We start from the raw sequence: 20,634 nt of genomic DNA, 5'->3' as shown, positions 1-20,634 counted from the left end.
CGCCCCTCAGTTCGAGAAGCCGACGAAGCGGCGAACGGCCTGCCCGTCGGTCAGCGCCCCACCGCCTGCCACGATGATTTCCTCACCATCCGACAGGCCCGTCAGCACCCGAACATCACCGCTTTGGGTGGGTTCGATGGTGACGGGAACGCGGCGGACCGTGCCCTCATCCGCGCCAACTGGCGAGAAGACCAGTACGCCCAGCGCACCGCTTGCATCGGCAACAATAGCGGTCGGAGGAACGAATATACCCGTGCGTTCATCCTGCACCTGCACCGTAACAGTGACCGACGAGCCCGGTAGAATCTGCAGTCCCTCAGGTGGTGTCAGGCCGAATTGAATGCGAAAGGTCTGGCCCACGCTCGAGGTTTCGGCATCGAATTCGCGGATCTCAAGCGGGAAAATTTCATCGCTGGCCGGGAATTTCGCGGTGATGGTGATGTCATCCTCCTGCCCCGAACGTTGGAACAGGATTTCGGGCACATCGACCTCGATGCGCAATTCGGACATATCGTGGATACGCACGATGGGGGTCCCGGCAGACACCGTTGCAAACGCCTCGACCGCACGGCTTGAGACCAGCGCATCGAAGGGTGCGGTCAGGGTGGCATGTTCCAGTTCGTATTCCGCATCACGCACCGCGATCGCAGCAAGCTGCGCCGCTGTTTCGGCATCATCGACAGCCACCTGGCTGGCTGCCGTGCCGCGCAGGCGCGACAGGCGGGCTACCGTCCGGTCGGCTTGATCCTTCTGCAAACGGGTGCGATCGCGTTGCAGTTCGAACGGCTCCTGATCCAGTCGGGCAATCAGCTCGCCCTTGGGAATGACAAACCCTTCGGTCACGGGCATCTCGACGATCTGGCCTGCGACCTGAAACGCCAGATCAACGGTCTGGCGCGCGGCAACGCGGCCAAAGAACTGGCGCGAAAAGCCGGGTGTGGTCTCGCTGACCTGCATGAGTTTCACGGGTTTCGCGGCGTCCTGCGCAGCGGCGGGGGCAGTCAGAACGGCCAAAGCAAAGCCGACAGAAGTCAGGAGTTTCATTTCTTCAGTCCCTCGGGAATTCCGGTTTTCAGAATGTTGTCGCGGATTTTGCGCGCCAGACGCGCAAACTCGGCAGTTTCTTTGGCGTTCAGGCCGGACGCGCTGTGAAACAGCTCTCCGGCCACGGCGACCAGCATGTTGCGCGCCTGTTCGCCCTGCTCGGTCAGAACCAGAAGCCAGGCGCGGCGGTCTTCCGGATCGCGCTGACGGGTCAGATACCCGGCCGTTTCCAACCCGTCCGCCGTGGCCGTGATCGTCGACGGCACGGTCAACATATCCGCAGCCAGCACCCCCATCCGCTTGGGCGCATCCAGTTTGATCAGCATATGACATTCCTGATGGTTCAGGTCCGTTTCGATGCGGTCAAAGCTTTCTTCAAGTTTCCAGTACAGCGCATAGACCCCCATCATCGCCTGAATCTCAGGGCTGAGGCGTCCCAACCGGCTGCTGATATCATCTGACATTAGGCCACTCCGTCCGAGTCGCGTGGGAATATACTTCGAATTATGAACTATTCAAGTTTCGAAGCGGATGGTTCCGCATTCCCTTGGGTCAATACACCTTGATCAAAGCCTGCAGTGACTGCATTTTGTGCAGATCATGAACTCAGGACCCGCCATGTACACTCCTGCAATCACCGGAACCGGTGTTTATACGCCCGAAAATGTCATCACCAATGCCGAACTGGTCGAGGCGTTCAACGCCTATGCCGATCGGATAAACGCACAGAATGCCGAGGCGATTGCAGCGGGAGAGATGGAACCGATGCAGCATTCATCGGAAGAGTTCATCCTCAAAGCATCAGGGATCGAGAACCGGTTCGTGATGGACAAGACCGGCGTGCTGGACCCAGAGATCATGCACCCGTCGCTACGCCAGCGCAGTGATGACGAACCCGGGATCATGACCGAGATGGCGGTGGATGCCTGCCGCAAAGCGCTGGCGCAAGCCGGGCGCAGCGCAGAGGATGTCGATCTTGTGATCTGTGCCGCCTCGAACCACGAACGTGCCTATCCGGCGATTGCTATCGAGATTCAACAGGCCTTGGGAATCGGGGGGTTTGGGTTTGACATGAACGTGGCCTGTTCTTCGGCCACGTTTGGTATTCAGGCGGCGGCGGATATGGTGCGCTCGGGCTCGGTCAGGGCAGCATTAGTGGTTAACCCCGAGATCTGCTCGGGCCATCTGGAATGGCGTGACCGCGATTGTCATTTCATCTTCGGCGATGTTGCGACGGCCACCCTGATCGAGCGTCTGGACGACGTCAAAGGACCGCATTTCGAGATCCTGTCGACCCGCTGCGCCACCGCTTTTTCCAACAACATCCGCAACAACAACGGTTTTCTGCGCCGCTCGCGCCCCGATGGTCTGGTGGATCGCCGCGACATGCAATTCATGCAAAACGGGCGCAAGGTGTTCAAAGAAGTTCTACCGATGGTCAGCAAGCATATCAGCGACCATATGGACGCCGAGGGCGTGGCCAGCAGCGATCTCAAGCGCCTGTGGCTGCATCAGGCCAACAAGACCATGAACGACTTCATCGGCAAAAAGGTTCTGGGCCGCGAACCCGAGCCGGGTGAACAGCCCAACATTCTGCAGGACTATGCCAACACGTCCTCGGCGGGATCGATCATTGCATTCTCCAAACACTCGGATGACCTGAGTGATGGCGATATCGGCCTGATCTGCTCGTTCGGTGCGGGCTATTCAGTCGGCTCGGTCATCGTGAAACGACACGGCTGAGGCTCGGTTCGGGCTTGTTCAAGATTTCTTAACGCGGGCGCAACCGCTCCTTCACGTGACGCGCACACATCCCATTCGGATGCCCGGCGCATTCAGGTGATAGAGCGAAAGGAGCACCCCGTTATGCAACGAACCAACCGCGTTGGACTTGCGACTTTGGTTACGGTGCCGTTTATCGGCATCATGGCGACCAGTGCCGCTGCGAGCGAGCCGCAGGTTTGTACCGTCAACATCGCACGTGCTGCAGCAAATGCCGGTGACTATGGCGCGCTATGCGGATGTTCACATGTAACGCCCGGATTTGTGTCTTATTTACAGAAGCGTTCGGATTTTGAGACGGTGCTGCAAAACACCTCGCAACAATGCCTTGGATTGACGGCATTGCTGACGGACCTGCCGACCGCGTCAATCGCCGCCGCAAATGCAGGTGAGGATCGCAACAGCGACGGACCGGGCGGCGCATCAACTTCGGGCGGCGGAGGGGGCACCAATGGTGGCACCGGCGGCGGTTCGGGCGGGGGCGGTGCCCCCGGAAACGGTGACACGCCCGGAGATGGCGGCGGAAACCCCGGCAACGGCGGTGAGACGCCGGGCAAAGGTGGCGACAAACCCGGCAAGGGTGGCGGCAAAGGCGGAGACAAGGGTGGCAAAGGCGGCGGCAAAGGCGGCCACGGAGGCGACAAGGGCGGAAAAGGTGGCGGCAAGGGCGGCCACGGTAGCGACAAGGGTGGCAAAGGTGGCCACGGCGGAGACAAGGGTGGAAAAGGCAGCGGTAAAGGAAAACGCTAAGCCAGCAGCGATAGCGGTCCGCAGGCGGTGGATCTTGGGCGTGCCAGAGGCGTCAATGGCGTAACGCTTTGAATGCCGGGTTCTGTTCTGGCCTTAAAGAAAGTGTCCAGCTGTCAGCTGACGCTTTCTTCTTCCAGATGCAGCTTCATCTCAATCAAAACCTGTTGCAGCAGGCTGGTTTCTTTCAGCAGGCGCTTGGCTTCGTTAACCGTGATGATCCCGTCTTCGATCGCCGACTGATACTCTGTCATCAGCATCGCGAACCTCTGGCTGAGCGCGATCACGTCCGAGTTCACTCCACCCGTGCGCGGGCTGTTTGAATTGCGCCCATCATAAGACAGGGTGATGTTCTTGAGATCCGCAAGCGCAGCTGTCACATGCGGGTAAGAGGCTGCTTCTTCCAGCCGGGCGACCGCGTCAACGGGCATGAACCGATCCGCGTGCTCAGGATTGTCAGAATAGTATCGACCCAGCGTCGCTTTGGACTTTCCAGTGATCTCACACGCCGCTTCGATTCCGACATCTTTAACCAATGCCTCGGTATGCTTTTTCAGATAGGCCCCGATATCTGCCATTTTGCTACCCTTGTTACCTGCGCTCCTGCCCCCCTGCCTGTCCGTGCCGGGGGAAAGGGTAGGGAAATTTCCCATATTCGAGTCATAATTGAAATGCCATTAATTGACTATCCCTCAGATATGCAGGGATTTTGTGAGTGAGTGGCGGCCGTTCGTGCCGGTAATGAGTAAAAGCAGGGCAAGATTATTCGCCTTGCGTGTTAAGGCCGCATGTAGGCCGACGACGCCGCTGTTGAGGGCGCGGGGTTCTCCATCCCCAAGAGCATCTGCTCGACCTCGGCAGCTGCAATGGCGGCGTCGCTTTGAATTGCACATAGGCGGGCTTGTCCCGGCGGAATGCCGCAATTAGACCGTACGCTATGGCAAAGCTCTACTTTAACTATTCCACCATGAACGCCGGTAAATCGACCGTGTTGCTGCAGGCTTCGCACAACTATCGTGAACGCGGCATGCAGACCTATCTGATGACCGCAGCGGTCGACGGACGCGCGGGCAAGGGGCGCATTGCGTCGCGGATCGGGATATCGGAACAGGCCGATACATTCCGCCCTGACGACAACGTCTTTTCCATGATCGAGAGCCGGATGAACCAAGGCGCGATTGCCTGCGTTTTTGTGGATGAGGCGCAATTCCTTTCGGACGAACAGGTCTGGCAACTGGCCCGCGCGGTGGATGATCTGAAGGTCCCAGTTCTGGCCTACGGATTGCGGGTGGATTTTCAGGGTAGGCTGTTTCCAGGCTCTGCGGCTCTGTTGGCGCTGGCCGATGAAATGCGCGAAGTCCGCACCATCTGCAAGTGTGGACGCAAGGCAACCATGGTGATTCGTCAGGACGACAACGGCACCACCATCACAGAAGGTGCGCAGGTCCAGATTGGCGGAAATGAAACCTATGTTTCACTGTGTCGTAAACACTGGCGCAAGGCGATGGGCTTGTGACCGGGACGCGAAACAGATCCCGGATCAGCGGCTTTTTCAGTGCATCCGCCCACCGACGGGCACTTTGCCATCCGGGCCGATCAACACGATCTCACCGTTTTCGTCCGGCAGACCCAGAACCAGAACTTCGGACATGAACTTACCGATCTGACGCGGCGGGAAATTCACAACGGCCATCACCTGCTTACCGATCAGATTGGATGGATCATAATGCGCGGTGATCTGGGCCGAGGTTTTACGCTCTCCGATCTCGTCGCCGAAATCGATCCACATCTTGATCGCGGGTTTGCGCGCCTCGGGATAGGGCTCGGCACGGGTGACCTCGCCCACGCGGATGTCGACCTTCAGAAAATCATCGAACGAAATCTCACTCACGAGACAACTCCTTGGAACGATTGGTTGCAGCCCCCACGGCGCGGCGCAGCAGGTCGGGGAAACCGGTGTCTTCGTGCATCAACACCTCAAGCGCAGCTTGTGTGGTCCCGTTGGGTGACGTCACGTTGACCCGCAATTGTGCGGGGTCTTCTTCTGCCGCCAGCGCCAGCGCCCCTGCCCCGGCAACCGTCGATTTGGCCAGTTTCATCGCCAGATCATGCGGCAAACCCTGGGCCTCACCCGCTTGTGCCAGTGTTTCGATCAGATGAAACACATACGCCGGACCCGAGCCACTGACCCCGGTGACCGCATCCATCTGCGCTTCATCCTTCAGACGCACCGTTTCGCCAATGGCCGACAGCAGGCCCTCGGCCAGAACAACATCCTCGTCGGAGGCTTTGGCGTTCCCGACCAGCGCCGTGATTCCTTGCCGCACTGCCGCTGGTGTGTTCGGCATGGCGCGAATGATGGGGGTCTCTGCGCCCAGCACATCTTCAAATGTAGCCAGAGAGGTGCCCGCCGCGACGGATATGAACAGACTACGACCCCCTCCCAGCGCCTGAATGGCAGGCAGGGCTTCACCCATCATCTGCGGCTTAACGGCCACCAGAACCACCGCGGGGGATTCGGGCAGGGCTGTGTTGATGTTGACACCCTGCGCCTTCAACCAATCCGAGGGATAGGGATCAATAACCCAGACCGACGCTGCAGGCAGACCATGGTCCAGCCAGCCAGCCAGCATGGCCGAGCCCATCTTGCCGCATCCCAAAAGCACAAGGCCCTGTTCCGCGACACGCGAGATATCCATGATTGCCCCTCCCCTATTTGGTTTGGGGCAAAGCTTTACGCGCGGCCATAGGCCTCTGCAATGGCGACTTGCATCGCCTCTTCCGGGCTGCGGTTGCCCCAAGTGACCAGCTGGATCGCGGGATAGTAGCGCTCGGCGCTCAGCACGGCGGCGTTGATCATGGTGTCGATTTGTTCGGGGCTGGCCATTTGGCCGCCCGCCAGCACCAGACCATAGCGATACACCATCAGTTTCTGATTGGCCCAGTATGTGAACGCCCCGGCCCAGCACTGATCGTTCATCTTGTTCAGCAGCTCATACAGCTCGGTTTCACGCTCGGCCGGTGGTTCCATCTCGAAGGAACAGACCATGCGCAGCGTTTCGTCATAGTTGGACCAAGCCAGTGTAATTGAATAGGTGCGCCACTGGCCTTCAACGGCCATGGCAATCTGATCATCCCCGATCCGGTCAAAATCCCAGTCGTGATGTTCGGCAAGATGTTCAACAATGTCGATCGGATGAAGGTCTTCTTCGAGATACTGCTCGGAAAGGGCCATAATGCCACCTCACTAATCTCTAGCATTTTGGGGCTGGCAGCGCCCCAGCGCTAGTTGCCTGCTCTACAAGCCGGGCTTCCCCAGTCTGTCTGTACTAAATATGGTGCGATGTGGCTGAGACTCTGACAACCCCCATTTTTGGGGATAACAGCAATAAGTTGTGGACAGTTGGCAACGCCGATCAAAATATTGGCGTGTTGCGCAGCTTTGACTTGATTAAATTCTGCCAAGCGGCATGATGCACGGCATCGCGCAACCCATGCCGGATTGCGCGATCAATTTCTTCACCCGAAATTCTGAATGGGACTTACTTGTCCAGCTTTGCCTCAAGCGCGGCGATGCGTTGTTCCAGCGCCGCGTTTTCCTCGCGTGCTTTCTGCGCCATCGTACGAACGGCGTCGAACTCTTCCCGCGTGACAAGATCGCGATCCGCCAGCCAACGATCCATCATCGACTTCATCGCGTTCTCAGCCTCTTCCCGCGCGCCCTGGGCCACGCCCATGGCGTTGGTCATCAGTTGAGACATATCGTCCAGAATCTTGTTGCGGGTCTGCATGGCTTTCTCCGATTTCGCAATTGCTCTCTATATGGGTAAAGAATAGCGCGGGCTCAAGGTTGACTTGCCCCGCAAACCCCGGGCAATGAGACGCACATGCAGGCTGTTCTGAATTTTCCCGATCTGTCTCCCGAGCTGTTCTCGATCTCTTTGTTCGGGATGGATTTCGCGCTGCGGTGGTATGCCCTGGCCTATATTGCGGGCATTGTGATCGCGTGGCGCATGGCAGTGGTGGCGCTGCGCAGAACGGCGCTCTGGCCCAGCCAAACCCCTCCGATGCAGCCGGAACAGCTTGAGGATCTGGTCACCTGGATCATTATCGGCGTGATTCTGGGCGGGCGGCTTGGCTTTGTTCTGTTCTACCAGCCGGCCTATTATCTGGCGCATCCGGTTGAGATTCTGATGGTCTGGCAGGGCGGCATGGCCTTCCATGGTGGGCTGTTGGGCGTGATCATCGCCACATATCTGTACGGCAGACGGCACCAAATCCCCCTGCTTTCGCTCGCGGATCTGGTGGCCCATACCGTCCCCCCCGGCCTGCTGCTGGGGCGGCTGGCCAACTTTACCAATGCCGAGCTTTGGGGCCGCCCCTCGGACCTGCCATGGGCCGTGATCTTTCCGGGCGCGGCAGCGCAGGACTGCCCTGATGTGATCGGGCTGTGCGCGCGGCATCCCTCGCAGCTATACGAAGCCCTGCTTGAGGGGCTGGTGCTGGGGCTCGCACTGATAGGGCTGGTCTATCGGCGCGGCGCATTCAGTCGGCCCGGTCTGGTCATGGGCATCTTTCTGGCCGGCTACGGCGCAGCGCGCTTTTTCGTTGAATTCTTCCGCCAGCCAGATGCACAATTCGTTGCGCCCGGAAACCCGTTGGGTCTGGCCTGGCATGTCGGAGGGTATGGCCTGACCATGGGGCAATTGCTGTGTCTGCCGATGATCGCGATTGGTCTTTGGTTCGCCTTGCGCGCACGGCGCACAGCATGAATCTCAAAGACCACCTTCTGGCACGCATCGAGAACGATGGCCCGATAAGCGTCGCCGACTACATGGCTGATTGCCTGCTGCATCCGGTTCACGGCTATTACAGCACACAGGACCCTTTCGGCGCGCAGGGCGATTTCGTCACCGCCCCGGAAATCAGCCAGATGTTCGGTGAGGTGATCGGCCTGTCTCTTGCACAAAGCTGGATCGATCAGGGGCAGCCCAACAGATTTGCGCTGACTGAGCTTGGCCCGGGACGTGGCACCCTGATGGCGGATATCTTGCGCGCGACCCGTCAGGTCCCGGGCTTCCATGATGCGGCACAGATCACATTGCTCGAAGCGTCTTCGGCCTTGCGTGAGATTCAGGCGGCGACGCTAGGTGCATATGAACCGCAGTGGGTCGACCGCATCGACGCCGTTCCGGATCTTCCGATATTTCTGATCGCGAATGAATTCTTCGACGCTCTGCCCATTCGTCAGTTCCTGCGCGACGGGACGGGCTGGCGCGAGCGCTTGGTCGGGCGCGATGACGATACGCTGTCTTTCGGCCTCGGCCCGCGCGCCGCGCAAAGCGCGTTGGGCCATCGCCTGACCGACACAAATGACGGCGACCTGGTAGAACACTGTGCCGCCGCCATCCCCATTCTCAGCCATATATCTGCGCAGATCGCCCGCAATGGCGGTGCCGCGCTGATCATCGACTATGGAGACTGGCGATCACTTGGCGATACGCTGCAGGCGGTTCGCGCTCATAAAACGGTCGCGCCGCTTGATGCGCCCGGACAGGCGGACCTGACAGCGCATGTCGATTTCGAACCCCTGGCTCTGGCCGCCCACGCCGCCGGCTGCGCACATACCAAACTCACACCGCAGGGAATGTTTCTTGAACGGCTTGGGATCACTGCGCGCGCTCAGTCACTCGCGACATCGCTGAGCGGTGCTCAGCTTGAGACGCTGATCGCAGCACATCGGCGGTTGACGCATCCCGATGAAATGGGAAACCTGTTCAAAGTGCTGGGCCTCTACCCACCCCACGCCACGCCGCCACCGGGACTGGAACCATGACGCTGGAAATTCTGACTTCAGACACATTGTCGCCGATACAGCACGGGTTTTTCAGCCGCCGCGGCGGCGCATCGTCGGGCATCTTCAGCGGCCTGAATTGTGGCACCGGCTCTTCTGACCTGGCCGAGGTCGTTGCCCTGAACCGCAAGCGTGTCGCCGACGCGATGAAAGTCGCCCCAGAGGCCATGATCGGGGTACATCAGGTGCATTCGCCAACCGTGATAACCGTCGACGGTCCTATTTCAGGCGACAAGCCCAAAGCCGATGCCGTGGTCAGTGCGACACCGGGCCTGGCCCTGACGGTTCTGACGGCCGATTGCCAACCGGTTTTGTTCGCCGATCCTGACGCAAAGGTGATCGGCGCAGCCCATGCCGGATGGCGCGGTGCTTTGGACGGCGTGCTTGAGGCGACGCTGGACGCAATGGAAGCGCTTGGCGCGAAACGGGAAAACACGATCGCGGTGATTGGCCCAACGATCTCGCAGCGCGCCTATGAGGTGGGCCCCGAGTTTCTGGATGACTTCGTCGCTGGCGCACCAGAAAACACACGTTTCTTTGCAAATGGACGGGGGGATCGGATGCTGTTTGACCTGCCCGCCTTTGGCCTGCACCGCCTCAGGCAAGCTGGCGTCGGACAGGCAGAATGGACGCGACATTGCACATATTCCGATCCCGACCGCTTTTATTCCTATCGGCGCGCGACCCACGCCAATGAGGCCGATTATGGCCGCCTCATTTCCGCGATCAGATTGTAACTCTGACGCCAAATAAGGCAAAACTGCCCAGCTTTCGCCACATTCTTTGTGTTTATCTAAGGCAGAATCGTCACAAATTTTAGCCAGTGCTCAGACGGTTACCCGGAATCGGGGCAAGTGAGCGCTGGGAACGCGAAAAAAGAGGTACTTGAAACCTTCATTTTGTCCTCAATTCATCCCGGTGCAGCCTTATGAGTGCCGCAAATCAGCGTCACATTGGGTTCATAAACGGAAACCGGGGCGGTTTGCTCCATCGAAGCAGGACAAAAAATGAAATCGAAATCACGCTTTCTCAACGCCGTTTTTGCGGCTGTCAAAGACCAGGAACTGGAAATGCCCTGGAAGCGGGTTTCAAGTCACTCTGTCAGAGTCGCGCGCCGTCTGGCCGCACGTCGCTGACATAAGCACCCCACGAGGCCAGCTGCCGGCCTCACGGGCATAGCGCATATCGGGGGGACTCCGGTCCGGTATGTGCGGTCGTAGATGGGATTTGCGACCATGGTTTCGGAGTTGTGTCTGCGCAGGCAATTGATGCCTGCGATTTACGAGTTTGTCTGGGGGGTCATGTACTTGGCCAAGATACTGTTATTTTCTAACGCGGCGCGGTGCTTTTGCGACGTCCAGTCTGCGTTTGCCCTTTTGATTAAAGACAAAGAACAAGGTCGTCCTGCGGGACTGCACGGGGGTTCAACCCGTCAGGGCGAATTTTAGAGGGGACGGAATATACATGAGTATTCCAAATTCGCTGGCCCGCGCGGCCAGAAACGCGGTCGGTACATCTGCACTGCTGCGCGATACACCGCGTCCGACAACTACACCCAAGGCGCAGCTGCGGCGCTATGAGGTCAGCTCTTTGCTGAAAAACGGGGATGTTTCGCAGACCCGTCATATCGCCCCGGCTTTGCCGATGTTCGAAGACGCCTTTTGCGCATTCACGCGCGGCTCTTTGGTGGAAACGCCCCAAGGCCCAATGGCGATCGAAGACCTGCTGCCCGGCGATGAGGTTCTGACGCAGGACGGCGGGTCCGAGACGGTTCTATGGAAAGGGTCGGTCACACTGATCCCCGGGCGCGAAGATTCGCGGGGACGTACCCGCCCGCTGACCCGGATCATGGCCGATACCTTTGGTATGCAAAAGCCAATGTCCGGCGTGATCGCCGGGCCCGCAGCGCGCCTGCTGCATACGCCTGCCCATTTGCGGCACCTGAATGGTGGGCAACCGATGCTGACACCTGTCCACGAGTTTCAGGACGGCACGGGTGTCATCGAAACCCTGCCGCCCACTCCGGTAGAGCTGTTTCACATCTGTGTCGCGCGCCATTCGGTCATTCGCGTCGATGGTCTGCAGTTCGAGACCTATCATCCGGGCGCAAATGCGGTGCGAATGATCAGTCACTCTTTGCGTTCGGTCTATCTGAATCTATTCTCACATATAGAATCGCTCAGTGACTTCGGACCGCTGCTGTTGCCGCGTGCCGGAGATGGCGAAATCGATGCGCTGACTGCGTAAAATGTTAACGAGTACTGCAAGTGTGGGGGCATCATGCAGCTATTACTAAGTTGGATCTGTTATATGGCCGTGGCGGCCCTTTTGCCGCCCTGCGCAACCAATCAAGGCAATGTCAGGCTCAGGCCGTCCGGTTCATCCGGTCTTCCAGCACGTCAAATGGTACGCCTGGCTCGTCTTTTGCGCCTCGGATAACAAGCGAGGTCTTGACGCTGGCCACGTTCGGCGTGGTCAGCAGCTCGCCCGTCAGGAACTGTTGAAAGCTGCTGAGGTCGGGTGAGACGCATTTGAGGATAAAATCCACTTCGCCGTTCAGCATGTGGCATTCGCGGACCAACGGCCAGTCGCGGCAACGGTCCTCGAAGGCGCTGAGTTCGGATTCAGCCTGGCTTTCCAGCCCGACCATGGCAAAAACCTGAACCTCAAATCCCAATTCGCGGGCGTTGACCTCGGCGTGGTAGCCGCGGATATATCCCGAATCCTCAAGCGTGCGGACACGGCGCAGACAGGGTGGCGCAGAAATTCCGACGCGTTTGGCAAGCTCGACATTGGTCATCCGGCCATCGGCCTGCAGTTCCGCCAGAATCTTGCGGTCGATTTCATCCAGCCGAGTCGTGACCATTTAATGCTCCTGAAGTTTTCAGTTGTTATAGCAGCAGGTGTGACGGGCGCAATTATATTTCACAACCGCGCAATATTCTTTATTTCACATATAGGTTTTTCCAAGCCCAGCACAGTGCCGGTGCAAATCGGGTATGCAACAGGAAGGGGCTTTAAGCGCAGACAACGGGTCGTTATATCGAACCGCACTGGACAATTGTCCAGAAGGGCAAATTGAGTGGGGATACCATGGCCGAAACACGACACACCAAGGTTCTGATCATCGGATCGGGACCTGCCGGATACACTGCGGGCGTCTATGCCAGCCGCGCCATGCTAGAGCCGATTCTGGTGCAGGGGATCGAACCGGGCGGGCAGCTGACCACCACGACCGAGGTTGAGAACTGGCCCGGTGACACCGAAGTGCAGGGCCCCGACCTGATGGTCAGGATGCAGGACCACGCCAAGGCGATGGGTTGCGAAGTAATCGGCGATATCATCAGCGATTTGGACCTCAGCCAGCGCCCCTTCACTGCAAAGGGTGACAGCGGCACGGTTTATACCGCCGATGCCGTCATTCTGGCCACCGGGGCGCGTGCCAAGTGGTTGGGCCTGCCGTCCGAAGAGAAATTCAAGGGCTTTGGTGTCTCTGCCTGCGCCACCTGCGACGGGTTCTTCTATCGCGGACAGGAAATCGTAGTCATCGGCGGCGGCAACACCGCAGTCGAAGAAGCCCTGTTTCTGACCAATTTCGCCAGCAAGGTCACTCTGATCCACCGTCGCGACGAACTGCGCGCCGAGAAGATCCTGCAGGACCGGCTGTTCAAAAATGAGAAAATCGAGCCGCTCTGGTTCCATCAACTGGAGGAAGTCGTCGGAACCGATGCGCCACTGGGTGTGGAAGCTGTACGCGTCAAGAACGTGAAGACCGGTGAAATCACTGAAATTCCTTGCAAAGGTGTCTTCGTCGCAATCGGTCATGCCCCCGCCAACGAATTGGTCAAGGACACGCTGGAAACCCATATGGGCGGCTATGTGGTCACCAAACCGGGCACCACGCAGACCTCGATCCCGGGCGTGTTTGCCGCCGGGGACCTGACCGACCATGTCTACCGACAGGCTGTGACCAGCGCGGGCATGGGCTGTATGGCCGCACTGGATGCCGAACGCTTCCTGGCCGAGAACGATTGATATGATCACAGAATTCTCCGGTCCGGTCTGGAGAATTCTGTTCCGATCGCAATCGGACAGCCCACTATGCCGTGCGCGCGCGCCCGAAGGCCGGTTTCATCATTCGGGACAATTCGCTCTTTATGCCTCGCTCAGCGTCGAAGGGGCCGGGATCGCCATCCGGCGGTACATATCATCCGATGATCCGCCGCGCGTTCTGCAACACTTTCAGGTCAACGGCGCGCAGATGATGGATTTCCGCGGGCAGCCCGATGTCTCGGTTGTGTGGCAGGACACACGAGAGCGCGGTGATCCCGCGCCAACATGGCAATATTCTGATCTGGCGCGGGCCGAAGGCGCAGACGGTTTGCTTTACAGTTCGCGATCGCGACCGGACCTTAGCCATCTGGTCTTGTTCAAGGTCCACCGCCGCCTGATCGCGCCGTTGGGCAACGCTCAGCTCTGGCGCCCGCATGATGGGGCGCCCACGTCTTGACCGCGACGCGGCGGCATATCAGGATCACCTGAGGCAAAGCGAAAAACGGGTGAGCTTTTGGAGAATGCTCTTTGGCGCGGCGGGTGGATCAGCCGGCTCAGGATCGCAAGCGGTCTGGTGCTGTTCGTCTTTGCGTTTTTTCACTTTACCAATATCGGCCTCGGCCTGTTTCATACAGACCTGCTGCACGGAATGCAGGATGGCCGCAAAACCGTATCCCGTCACGATCTGGTAAGCCTGCTTTTGTACATCTCGCTGCTGGTCCACTCTGGCCTGGCGCTGTTGTCGATCGCACAGCGCAGGACGCTGCGCATGCCGTTCAGTGTCGCGCTGCAGGTGATCTTGGGCCTGCTCATCCCGCTGCAACTGATCGCTCATGTGGTCCATACCCGCTATGCGCACGAGATCTACGGGGTGAACGATGAGATGGGCTATATCATCATCCTGATGTGGACGGGCACAGCGATCTGGATGCAAAGCCTGCTGCTGTTGCTGGTCTGGGTGCATGGTTGCATCGGCCTGCATATGTGGCTGCGCATGACGTCGTGGTGGAACAAGCTTGTGCCTTATCTGATCGGTGTCGCGGTATTTGTCCCCGCCTTCGCGCTGGCTGGCGTCCTGACCGAGGGGCGCCGCATCTGGGCCGACTTCGCTGATCCGGACCTGCGTGAGCAATACATAGATCACTACAACTGGCCCTCGTCCGAGGCGTTTCAGGACATGTCTGTGGTCGAGGACAACACGCTGGCCGTGTTCTGGACGCTTCTTGCCCTGACTGCGCTGATTTATCTGGGCCGTAAACTGTGGCGGCGGCGGCATTCGGTGCGCATCCGATATGTGAATGGCCCAGAGGTGGTCTCGGAAAAGGGCCTGACCCTGCTAGAGATGTCTCATGCGAATGGCATACCGCATACCGCGCTTTGTGGCGGCAAAGGCCGCTGCACGACCTGCCGCGTGGTTGTCGAGCAGGGGGCCGACAGCCTTCCTCCGCCGACCGAGATCGAGGCGCGCAGTCTGAAAGCTGTTGGTGCCCCGAACGGCACAAGGCTGGCCTGTCAGATGCGCCCGACGGACCCCATGACAGTGTTTCGCGTCTTTCGCCCGGATGGCGCACGTCACCGCGCGCATGCAAGTCAGGGGCAGGAACGGCAATTGGCGGTGCTGTTTCTGGACATGCGTGGGTTCACCGCCCGAACCACAGGGCAACTGCCTTACGATATCGTATTCCTGTTGAACCGGTTCTTCGACGCCATCGTGCCATCGATCACCGCGGAAGGCGGCGTTGTTGACAAATATATGGGCGATGGGCTGCTGGCTGTGTTCGAAACAGCAAACGCCGCAAGTTCCGCGCGTGCGGGGCTGAACGCGGCAGCCGGTATCGGGCGCGCATTGGAGCGGTTCAACCAGCAGCTTGAGGCCGAAGGCAGTCAGCCCGTCCGCATCGGTATGGGCCTGCATCTGGGCGACCTGGTACTGGGTGAAATCGGTGCGGCAAAACATGCGCCTCGCACGATCATTGGCGACGCGGTGAACGTGGCCAGTCGACTGGAAGGCGAAACCAAAGCTCTGGGCGTCGAACTGCTGGTTTCCAACGATGTTCTGGTCGCCGCTGGCCTGACCTGTAATCCCTCTGATCTTCGTGATTTCCAGCTGCGGGGCGTTACGGCCCCTGTCCCAGCCCTGCCCGTTCCGCATGCTTCAGCGTTACAGCAGCAGATCACGCCGCAAGAACGAATCGCCTAAATATACAAACCCACGCAGCCACACTGAGGAGATTCGCCGCAATTATGCAGGCAGACAGGAACATCGTTCCATTCGCCGAAAAAACAGCGCATATCGTCCTTTGTTGCGATGCCCCTCTGGACTTCGCTGTCGCCCCGGTGCAAATCGCCATCCAAACACGCCTTAAACCACACGTAAAACACCACGTCCAAAAGAGTTTTCCGATGACGATGCTTGCCAATCTGGCCCCAATCCCCGAACTGTATGTCTCATACGAGTCTGCCCAGAAACTGAAGATCGAGGCCGCTGACCTGACAAGCTGGGATCTCAGCCCGCGTCAAATTTGCGATCTTGAGCTGCTGATGAATGGCGGTTTCAACCCTCTGAAAGGGTTCCTGAGCGAGGCCGACTACAACAATGTGGTCGACAACATGCGGCTGGCAGATGGTACGCTCTGGCCGATGCCGATCACGCTGGATGTAAGCGAAGACTTCGCCGAGACGATCGAACTGGGTCAGGACATTGCCCTGCGCGACCAAGAGGGCGTCATCCTCGGCACCATGACCGTCACCGACCGCTGGACGCCCAATAAGGCGCGTGAGGCCGAGAAAGTGTTTGGCGCGGATGACGATGCCCACCCTGCGGTGAACTACCTGCACAATGTGGCTGGCAAGGTCTATCTGGGTGGCCCTGTGGTCGGCATCCAGCAGCCGGTTCACTACGATTTCCGTGGTCGTCGCGATACCCCGAACGAGTTGCGCGCTTATTTCCGCAAGCTGGGCTGGCGTCGCATCGTGGCGTTCCAGACCCGCAACCCGCTGCACCGCGCGCATCAGGAACTGACCTTCCGCGCCGCCAAGGAAGCGCAGGCCAACCTGTTGATCCACCCCGTTGTTGGCATGACCAAACCGGGCGATGTCGATCACTTCACCCGCGTCCGCTGCTATGAGGCGGTACTGGACAAGTACCCGGCCTCGACGACCTCGATGTCGCTGCTGAACCTCGCCATGCGCATGGCTGGCCCGCGCGAGGCGGTCTGGCACGGGCTGATCCGCGCCAACCATGGCTGCACCCACTTCATCGTGGGCCGCGACCATGCCGGTCCGGGCAAGAACTCTGCGGGTGAGGATTTCTATGGCCCCTATGACGCGCAGGACCTGTTCCGCCAGTTCCAGGACGAGATCGGCGTCGAGATGGTCGATTTCAAACACATGGTCTATGTGCAGGAGCGCGCCCAGTACGAGCCCAATGACGAGATCGAGGACAAGGACAACGTCACAATCCTGAACATCAGCGGAACCGAACTGCGTCGCCGCCTGTCAGAAGGTCTGGAAATCCCCGAATGGTTCAGCTTCCCTGAGGTTGTGGCCGAACTGCGCAAAACTAAGCCGCCGCGCAGCCAGCAAGGTTTCACCGTGTTCTTCACCGGCTTCTCGGGCTCGGGCAAATCCACCATCGCCAACGCGCTTATGGTCAAGCTGATGGAGATGGGCGGGCGTCCGGTGACGCTGCTGGATGGTGATATCGTGCGGAAAAACCTGTCCTCGGAGCTGGGTTTCTCGAAAGAGCACCGCGATCTGAACATCCGCCGCATCGGCTATGTGGCCTCTGAGATCACCAAGAATGGTGGCATCGCCATCTGCGCGCCGATTGCGCCCTATGCCACGACCCGCCGCGCCGTGCGCGAAGAGGTCGAGCAGTTCGGTGCCTTCTGCGAGGTGCATGTCGCAACCTCGATCGAAGAATGCGAACGCCGCGACCGCAAGGGCCTGTACAAGCTGGCGCGCGAGGGAAAGATCAAGGAATTCACCGGGATTTCTGACCCCTATGATGTGCCCGCGAACCCCGAACTCAGCGTTGAGACCGAGAATGTCGAGGTCGACAACTGCGCCCATCAGGTTCTGCTGAAACTGGAAAGCATGGGCCTGATCGCAGGCAACTAAGCCTACGCAAGTCAAACAGCCCTCGGTCCTCCGGGGGCTGTTTTCGTTTCAGCGCCCGCATTGCCGCCGCTGGGTGAAACAGATTATAGCTTGGACAGGGGTACTTGCAGGCGCGATCAATCCATGGGGCAAACTCTGCCGACTATCGCCGGTTTCTGGCACGGCTCGGACCTGTCCTGGCTTGAGGTCCTGTGCATCCGCTCGTTTCTGGACAACGGGCATGCCTTCGTTCTCTACACCTCAGATCACGTGGGCGGCGTACCGCAGGGCGTCGATATCCGCCCCGCTTCGGACATTCTGTGGCCGCCGCCGTTTGACCTGAAGGAAAACATCCGTCACCGGGTCGCAGTGTTCTCGGATATTTTCCGGCTGCACCTGCTGCAGAAAACGAATTTCATCTGGGTCGATCTGGATGCCTATTGCGTGCGACCTTTCGATTTCGACACCCCTTATGTGTTCGCCCCAACAGGCGACGGGTCCTACCCGAACGGCGTCCTGAGGCTGCCGCCCGACTCGCCAACGCTGGTGCAGATGCTGGAATTCATCACCTCGGAGAACCCGACCCAGCCGTGGCGCGGATCGCGCCTGCACCGGATCAACCGGGCACGCGTTCAGAACGGCGAAGCCTGGGGGATCGAGGCGCTGTCATGGGGCTGCTCCGGCCCCAAAGCGCTGAGCCATTTCCTGCGCCAAACCGGAGAGGATCAGCACGCCTTACCGTCCGAGGCGCTCTACCCGCTGGCGGTCGAAGAGTTATGGAAGCTGCATGATCCCAGAGTTCCGCTCGACCAGATCGAGCGTCCGGGCGTCCACTCTGTCCATATCTACGGTCATCAGAAAAAGTGGCTGGCCACGCAGCGGGCCGGGCTGCCGTTGCCCGGCTCGTATCTGCAGCGGCTCTGCCAGCGACATGCAATTGACCCGGCCCAAAACCCCATTGCACGGCTTGAGTGGATGAAACCAAGAGCCTGAGCGGGTCAGTCCGGCAAATTCACCTGCCCGCGCATCAGAATATGGCCGCGCCCGGCGACCTTGATCCCGGTCATCGCCTCCGCAGGCCCGACACGCGTCACACGCGCTTGACCGGGGCGGCCCATGTCATGGCCCTGTTCGGCGATGAAGGTCTCTTTGTCCATCAGGCCGTGGCTCCACAAATACGCCGCCATCGCGCCGGTGGCCGATCCGGTGAACGGGTCTTCGGGCGGGCTGGGCGGGGCCATCAACAGGCGGGAGAAGGTATCGCCCTCCGCCGTTGCGCCCTGAAGCGTGACCAGAAACGGCTCGGCCATGTCATTCCCCAGGAAACCGGCCTTCTCAGAGATTTTGCCCAACGCCGTCGTATCCAGCTTTGCAGCCCGCAACGCCGCATGATCGCGCAGGACGGTGATGCAGAAGGGCAAGCCCGTCGACACGAATTGCGGCGGAGAAATAATGTCCCCGGGCGACAGATTGGTGGCTGCGGCAACCAGTTCTGCCGGCACGTAGTCGCCAAACTGCGGGGCGACCTGTGTCATCTCGATCTCGTCACCATTCAGCCTGATCGACACGATCCCCGCGCCGGTCTCAAGCGTCAGGGCATCGCCCTGAAACAGACCACGAGACCGCATCGCGGCGACGGTGGCAATGGTCGGGTGCCCGGCAAAGGGTATCTCGCGGCTGGCAAGGAAATAGCGGATCCGGATATCGGCGACGTCAGAGGACCCGGTGAAGGTGCATTCTACCAAAGACGTCTCGCGCACATAGGCCATGCAGACAGCATCCGACAGCCCCGCCCCGCCATGGACCACCGCGCAGCCATTGCCGCCAAAGGCCCGGTCACTGAAGGCGTCTACCCAATCGAAATCATACCAGCCCACGCGCGTCCTCCAACAAAAAGCGTCGCCGCATGTTTCACCGGCAACGCATCAAATGTCACGTTATTTAGGCTGAACGCGGGGCCGTCTAGTGTACGGCCACCGGGGACAGGTCATGTTCGCGTGCCAGCACAAAGGCCAGCTTGCGGTCGGCGACCAGCGCCAGTTGCTGCCCATCAGAATCGTGGACGGCGTATAGCTGATCCAGATCGCCCGCCTGTTCTCGCACATCGCGCGGCAGGTCGGCCACATCGACGGCCTTGACGTAAACGATCCGATCCCCTTCGGTGTTAAGCTCAATCGGCGTATTCATTGCTCTTACCCCTTCCGTATGTTGATTGTCTGAACCACGGTTTCAGGCACGGCGCGGGTCAGGTCCACATGCAGCAGACCGTTTTCCATGATCGCCTCGCCCACCTCGACCCCGTCAGCCAGCACGAACATGCGCTGGAACTGGCGTGCCGCGATGCCGCGGTGCAGGAATATGCGCCCCTCGCTGTCGTCGCGCTGACGGCCCCGGATCACCAGTTGGCGATCCTCGATGGTAATCGACAGGTCCTCTTCCGCGAACCCGGCCACGGCCAGGGTGATGCGATAGGAAAAATCCGAGGTCTGTTCGATATTATAGGGCGGGTATCCTTCGTTTCCGGCCTTTGCAGACCGTTCCAGAAGGCGTTCCAATTGCTCGAACCCCAAAAGATGCGGGTATGAGCCCAAGGTAAGTTTCGACACGTATTTTCGTCCTTCATTGTCAAAGCGACGTATTCTGCGGCCCCATCATCGGCAACCGCGTGTTATAGAATATGGGAAGATACAGGGATGTCCACAAGGTCTGGCCGGATAAACCCTGACACACTATCTTGTGTCGCAAGCACCACTTGAAACACTGAGTCGCCCATGAACGCGCCCACCGATCTTTCGATGAAAACCGATGAAGTCCTGCGGGTGGAGCTGGAGGTCTTTCGCCGCCAGCACCGCGATCTGGATGAGGCGATCGAGGCGCTGCAAGCCACTGGAACGTCCGATCAGTTGACGATCAAGCGGCTGAAAAAGCAGAAATTGCGGCTGAAAGACATCATCCGCCTGATCGAAGACCGCCTGACCCCCGATATCATCGCCTGAGCGGTGCGGAACGCATTGCCACATATGCGGATTTGGCTATAGTGCGCGCTCTTTCCG

24 protein-coding genes are annotated in these 20,634 nt (G+C 59.3%); 13 read left to right on the top strand and 11 right to left on the bottom strand.

From position 1 onward, the window contains the following. Positions 1-6: 6 nt before the first annotated feature. Together ACR3EN_RS09760 and ACR3EN_RS09755 are read right to left on the bottom strand one after the other, a co-directional pair. Positions 7-1,044: an efflux RND transporter periplasmic adaptor subunit gene (locus ACR3EN_RS09760; RefSeq protein ID WP_480870601.1), complete on the bottom strand. Its 1,038-nt coding sequence runs from the start codon at positions 1,042-1,044 to the stop codon at positions 7-9. Continuing rightward, complete coding sequence (locus tag ACR3EN_RS09755; protein WP_480823020.1) at positions 1,041-1,508, bottom strand: MarR family winged helix-turn-helix transcriptional regulator; 468 nt, start codon at positions 1,506-1,508, stop codon at positions 1,041-1,043. The genes ACR3EN_RS09760 and ACR3EN_RS09755 overlap by 4 nt, the downstream gene beginning before the upstream one ends. 154 nt (positions 1,509-1,662) lie before the next feature. Between ACR3EN_RS09755 and ACR3EN_RS09750 the strand changes: the two genes are divergently transcribed. Both ACR3EN_RS09750 and ACR3EN_RS09745 read left to right on the top strand, forming a co-directional pair. Further along, positions 1,663-2,787 carry a beta-ketoacyl-ACP synthase III gene (locus tag ACR3EN_RS09750; RefSeq protein ID WP_480823022.1) on the top strand — a complete coding sequence of 375 codons (1,125 nt, stop codon included), beginning with the start codon at positions 1,663-1,665 and terminating at the stop codon, positions 2,785-2,787. A gap of 123 nt (positions 2,788-2,910) precedes the next feature. Further along, positions 2,911-3,576, top strand: a complete 666-nt coding sequence (locus tag ACR3EN_RS09745) for a hypothetical protein (protein ID WP_480823024.1) — start codon at positions 2,911-2,913, stop codon at positions 3,574-3,576. A 113-nt stretch (positions 3,577-3,689) separates the two neighbouring features. On the opposite strand, the gene ACR3EN_RS09740 is transcribed toward ACR3EN_RS09745, so the two are convergent. Beyond that, positions 3,690-4,151, bottom strand: a complete 462-nt coding sequence (locus tag ACR3EN_RS09740; RefSeq protein ID WP_480823026.1) for a hypothetical protein — start codon at positions 4,149-4,151, stop codon at positions 3,690-3,692. Between the two features lie 359 nt (positions 4,152-4,510). Between ACR3EN_RS09740 and ACR3EN_RS09735 the strand changes: the two genes are divergently transcribed. Then, positions 4,511-5,089 (top strand): thymidine kinase, encoded by a 579-nt coding sequence (locus ACR3EN_RS09735; RefSeq protein ID WP_480823028.1) that lies wholly within the window; start codon positions 4,511-4,513, stop codon positions 5,087-5,089. A gap of 36 nt (positions 5,090-5,125) precedes the next feature. Here ACR3EN_RS09735 and ACR3EN_RS09730 read toward each other — a convergent pair whose 3' ends face one another. From ACR3EN_RS09730 to ACR3EN_RS09715, 4 genes are all read right to left on the bottom strand, one after another. Further along, the gene (locus ACR3EN_RS09730; protein WP_480823030.1) at positions 5,126-5,464 is read right to left on the bottom strand and encodes a tRNA-binding protein; all 339 of its coding nucleotides are present in this window, start codon (positions 5,462-5,464) and stop codon (positions 5,126-5,128) included. After that, entirely contained in the window at positions 5,457-6,272 is an 816-nt protein-coding gene (gene proC, locus ACR3EN_RS09725) for a pyrroline-5-carboxylate reductase (protein WP_480823031.1), read from the bottom strand. Before proC ends, ACR3EN_RS09730 begins: the two co-directional genes overlap by 8 nt. A 35-nt stretch (positions 6,273-6,307) precedes the next feature. Beyond that, entirely contained in the window at positions 6,308-6,808 is a 501-nt protein-coding gene (locus tag ACR3EN_RS09720) for a type III secretion system chaperone family protein (protein ID WP_480823033.1), read from the bottom strand. A 307-nt stretch (positions 6,809-7,115) separates the two neighbouring features. Then, positions 7,116-7,364 (bottom strand): accessory factor UbiK family protein, encoded by a 249-nt coding sequence (locus tag ACR3EN_RS09715; protein ID WP_480823035.1) that lies wholly within the window; start codon positions 7,362-7,364, stop codon positions 7,116-7,118. Positions 7,365-7,460: 96 nt separating this feature from the next. Between ACR3EN_RS09715 and lgt the strand changes: the two genes are divergently transcribed. From lgt to ACR3EN_RS09695, 4 genes are all read left to right on the top strand, one after another. Then, positions 7,461-8,345, top strand: coding sequence for a prolipoprotein diacylglyceryl transferase (gene lgt, locus ACR3EN_RS09710; RefSeq protein ID WP_480870603.1), 885 nt, complete (start codon positions 7,461-7,463; stop codon positions 8,343-8,345). Further along, on the top strand, positions 8,342-9,409 hold the full coding sequence (locus tag ACR3EN_RS09705; protein WP_480823039.1) for a class I SAM-dependent methyltransferase: 1,068 nt from the start codon (positions 8,342-8,344) through the stop codon (positions 9,407-9,409). The genes lgt and ACR3EN_RS09705 overlap by 4 nt, the downstream gene beginning before the upstream one ends. Continuing rightward, positions 9,406-10,164, top strand: a complete 759-nt coding sequence (gene pgeF, locus ACR3EN_RS09700) for a peptidoglycan editing factor PgeF (RefSeq protein ID WP_480823041.1) — start codon at positions 9,406-9,408, stop codon at positions 10,162-10,164. Before ACR3EN_RS09705 ends, pgeF begins: the two co-directional genes overlap by 4 nt. A gap of 727 nt (positions 10,165-10,891) precedes the next feature. After that, positions 10,892-11,674 (top strand): Hint domain-containing protein, encoded by a 783-nt coding sequence (locus ACR3EN_RS09695; RefSeq protein ID WP_480823043.1) that lies wholly within the window; start codon positions 10,892-10,894, stop codon positions 11,672-11,674. A 118-nt stretch (positions 11,675-11,792) separates the two neighbouring features. Here ACR3EN_RS09695 and ACR3EN_RS09690 read toward each other — a convergent pair whose 3' ends face one another. Beyond that, positions 11,793-12,293, bottom strand: coding sequence for an Lrp/AsnC family transcriptional regulator (locus ACR3EN_RS09690; protein WP_480823045.1), 501 nt, complete (start codon positions 12,291-12,293; stop codon positions 11,793-11,795). A gap of 227 nt (positions 12,294-12,520) precedes the next feature. Here ACR3EN_RS09690 and trxB point away from each other — a divergent pair, with 227 nt between their 5' ends. The 5 genes from trxB (at position 12,521) to ACR3EN_RS09665 (ending at position 18,574) form a co-directional block, all read left to right on the top strand. Further along, entirely contained in the window at positions 12,521-13,462 is a 942-nt protein-coding gene (trxB, locus tag ACR3EN_RS09685; RefSeq protein WP_480860886.1) for a thioredoxin-disulfide reductase, read from the top strand. 1 nt (position 13,463) lies between these two features. Next, on the top strand, positions 13,464-13,937 hold the full coding sequence (locus ACR3EN_RS09680; protein WP_480823049.1) for an RES family NAD+ phosphorylase: 474 nt from the start codon (positions 13,464-13,466) through the stop codon (positions 13,935-13,937). A gap of 57 nt (positions 13,938-13,994) precedes the next feature. After that, positions 13,995-15,680: an adenylate/guanylate cyclase domain-containing protein gene (locus ACR3EN_RS09675; RefSeq protein ID WP_480870605.1), complete on the top strand. Its 1,686-nt coding sequence runs from the start codon at positions 13,995-13,997 to the stop codon at positions 15,678-15,680. A 203-nt stretch (positions 15,681-15,883) separates the two neighbouring features. Beyond that, positions 15,884-17,602 (top strand): bifunctional sulfate adenylyltransferase/adenylylsulfate kinase, encoded by a 1,719-nt coding sequence (locus ACR3EN_RS09670; RefSeq protein WP_480823053.1) that lies wholly within the window; start codon positions 15,884-15,886, stop codon positions 17,600-17,602. Positions 17,603-17,725: 123 nt separating this feature from the next. Then, a complete protein-coding gene (locus ACR3EN_RS09665) occupies positions 17,726-18,574 on the top strand; it encodes a glycosyltransferase family 32 protein (RefSeq protein WP_480823055.1) in 849 nt (282 codons plus the stop codon). A gap of 5 nt (positions 18,575-18,579) precedes the next feature. Here the strand turns inward: ACR3EN_RS09665 and ACR3EN_RS09660 are convergent, their stop codons facing one another. The 3 genes from ACR3EN_RS09660 to ACR3EN_RS09650 form a co-directional block, all read right to left on the bottom strand. Beyond that, on the bottom strand, positions 18,580-19,458 hold the full coding sequence (locus ACR3EN_RS09660) for a PhzF family phenazine biosynthesis protein (protein ID WP_480823057.1): 879 nt from the start codon (positions 19,456-19,458) through the stop codon (positions 18,580-18,582). Positions 19,459-19,543: 85 nt separating this feature from the next. Beyond that, positions 19,544-19,768 (bottom strand): DUF1150 family protein, encoded by a 225-nt coding sequence (locus ACR3EN_RS09655; protein WP_480530911.1) that lies wholly within the window; start codon positions 19,766-19,768, stop codon positions 19,544-19,546. A 5-nt stretch (positions 19,769-19,773) separates the two neighbouring features. Next, positions 19,774-20,187, bottom strand: coding sequence for an Hsp20 family protein (locus ACR3EN_RS09650; protein WP_058275530.1), 414 nt, complete (start codon positions 20,185-20,187; stop codon positions 19,774-19,776). A gap of 165 nt (positions 20,188-20,352) precedes the next feature. Here ACR3EN_RS09650 and ACR3EN_RS09645 point away from each other — a divergent pair, with 165 nt between their 5' ends. After that, a complete protein-coding gene (locus ACR3EN_RS09645) occupies positions 20,353-20,577 on the top strand; it encodes a YdcH family protein (protein WP_037308505.1) in 225 nt (74 codons plus the stop codon). Positions 20,578-20,634: the final 57 nt, after the last annotated feature.

The organism is Ruegeria sp. G7 (assembly GCF_056535465.1).
The sequence above is the reverse complement of the archived record's forward strand: the minus strand, read 5'-3'. Positions and strand labels throughout refer to the sequence as shown.

Bases quoted from the DNA above. Each gene is read 5' to 3' on its own strand.
- ACR3EN_RS09695 (WP_480823043.1), top strand. From the start codon at position 10,892: ATGAGTATTCCAAATTCGCTGGCCCGCGCGGCCAGAAACGCGGTCGGT.
- ACR3EN_RS09755 (WP_480823020.1), bottom strand. From the start codon at position 1,508: ATGTCAGATGATATCAGCAGCCGGTTGGGACGCCTCAGCCCTGAGATT.
- ACR3EN_RS09690 (WP_480823045.1), bottom strand. From the start codon at position 12,293: ATGGTCACGACTCGGCTGGATGAAATCGACCGCAAGATTCTGGCGGAA.
- ACR3EN_RS09720 (WP_480823033.1), bottom strand. From the start codon at position 6,808: ATGGCCCTTTCCGAGCAGTATCTCGAAGAAGACCTTCATCCGATCGAC.
- ACR3EN_RS09760 (WP_480870601.1), bottom strand. From the start codon at position 1,044: ATGAAACTCCTGACTTCTGTCGGCTTTGCTTTGGCCGTTCTGACTGCC.
- ACR3EN_RS09645 (WP_037308505.1), top strand. From the start codon at position 20,353: ATGAACGCGCCCACCGATCTTTCGATGAAAACCGATGAAGTCCTGCGG.
- ACR3EN_RS09735 (WP_480823028.1), top strand. From the start codon at position 4,511: ATGGCAAAGCTCTACTTTAACTATTCCACCATGAACGCCGGTAAATCG.
- lgt (WP_480870603.1), top strand. From the start codon at position 7,461: ATGCAGGCTGTTCTGAATTTTCCCGATCTGTCTCCCGAGCTGTTCTCG.
- proC (WP_480823031.1), bottom strand. From the start codon at position 6,272: ATGGATATCTCGCGTGTCGCGGAACAGGGCCTTGTGCTTTTGGGATGC.
- trxB (WP_480860886.1), top strand. From the start codon at position 12,521: ATGGCCGAAACACGACACACCAAGGTTCTGATCATCGGATCGGGACCT.
- ACR3EN_RS09680 (WP_480823049.1), top strand. From the start codon at position 13,464: ATGATCACAGAATTCTCCGGTCCGGTCTGGAGAATTCTGTTCCGATCG.
- ACR3EN_RS09655 (WP_480530911.1), bottom strand. From the start codon at position 19,768: ATGAATACGCCGATTGAGCTTAACACCGAAGGGGATCGGATCGTTTAC.
- ACR3EN_RS09670 (WP_480823053.1), top strand. From the start codon at position 15,884: ATGACGATGCTTGCCAATCTGGCCCCAATCCCCGAACTGTATGTCTCA.
- ACR3EN_RS09740 (WP_480823026.1), bottom strand. From the start codon at position 4,151: ATGGCAGATATCGGGGCCTATCTGAAAAAGCATACCGAGGCATTGGTT.
- ACR3EN_RS09665 (WP_480823055.1), top strand. From the start codon at position 17,726: ATGGGGCAAACTCTGCCGACTATCGCCGGTTTCTGGCACGGCTCGGAC.
- ACR3EN_RS09745 (WP_480823024.1), top strand. From the start codon at position 2,911: ATGCAACGAACCAACCGCGTTGGACTTGCGACTTTGGTTACGGTGCCG.
- ACR3EN_RS09705 (WP_480823039.1), top strand. From the start codon at position 8,342: ATGAATCTCAAAGACCACCTTCTGGCACGCATCGAGAACGATGGCCCG.
- pgeF (WP_480823041.1), top strand. From the start codon at position 9,406: ATGACGCTGGAAATTCTGACTTCAGACACATTGTCGCCGATACAGCAC.
- ACR3EN_RS09715 (WP_480823035.1), bottom strand. From the start codon at position 7,364: ATGCAGACCCGCAACAAGATTCTGGACGATATGTCTCAACTGATGACC.
- ACR3EN_RS09750 (WP_480823022.1), top strand. From the start codon at position 1,663: ATGTACACTCCTGCAATCACCGGAACCGGTGTTTATACGCCCGAAAAT.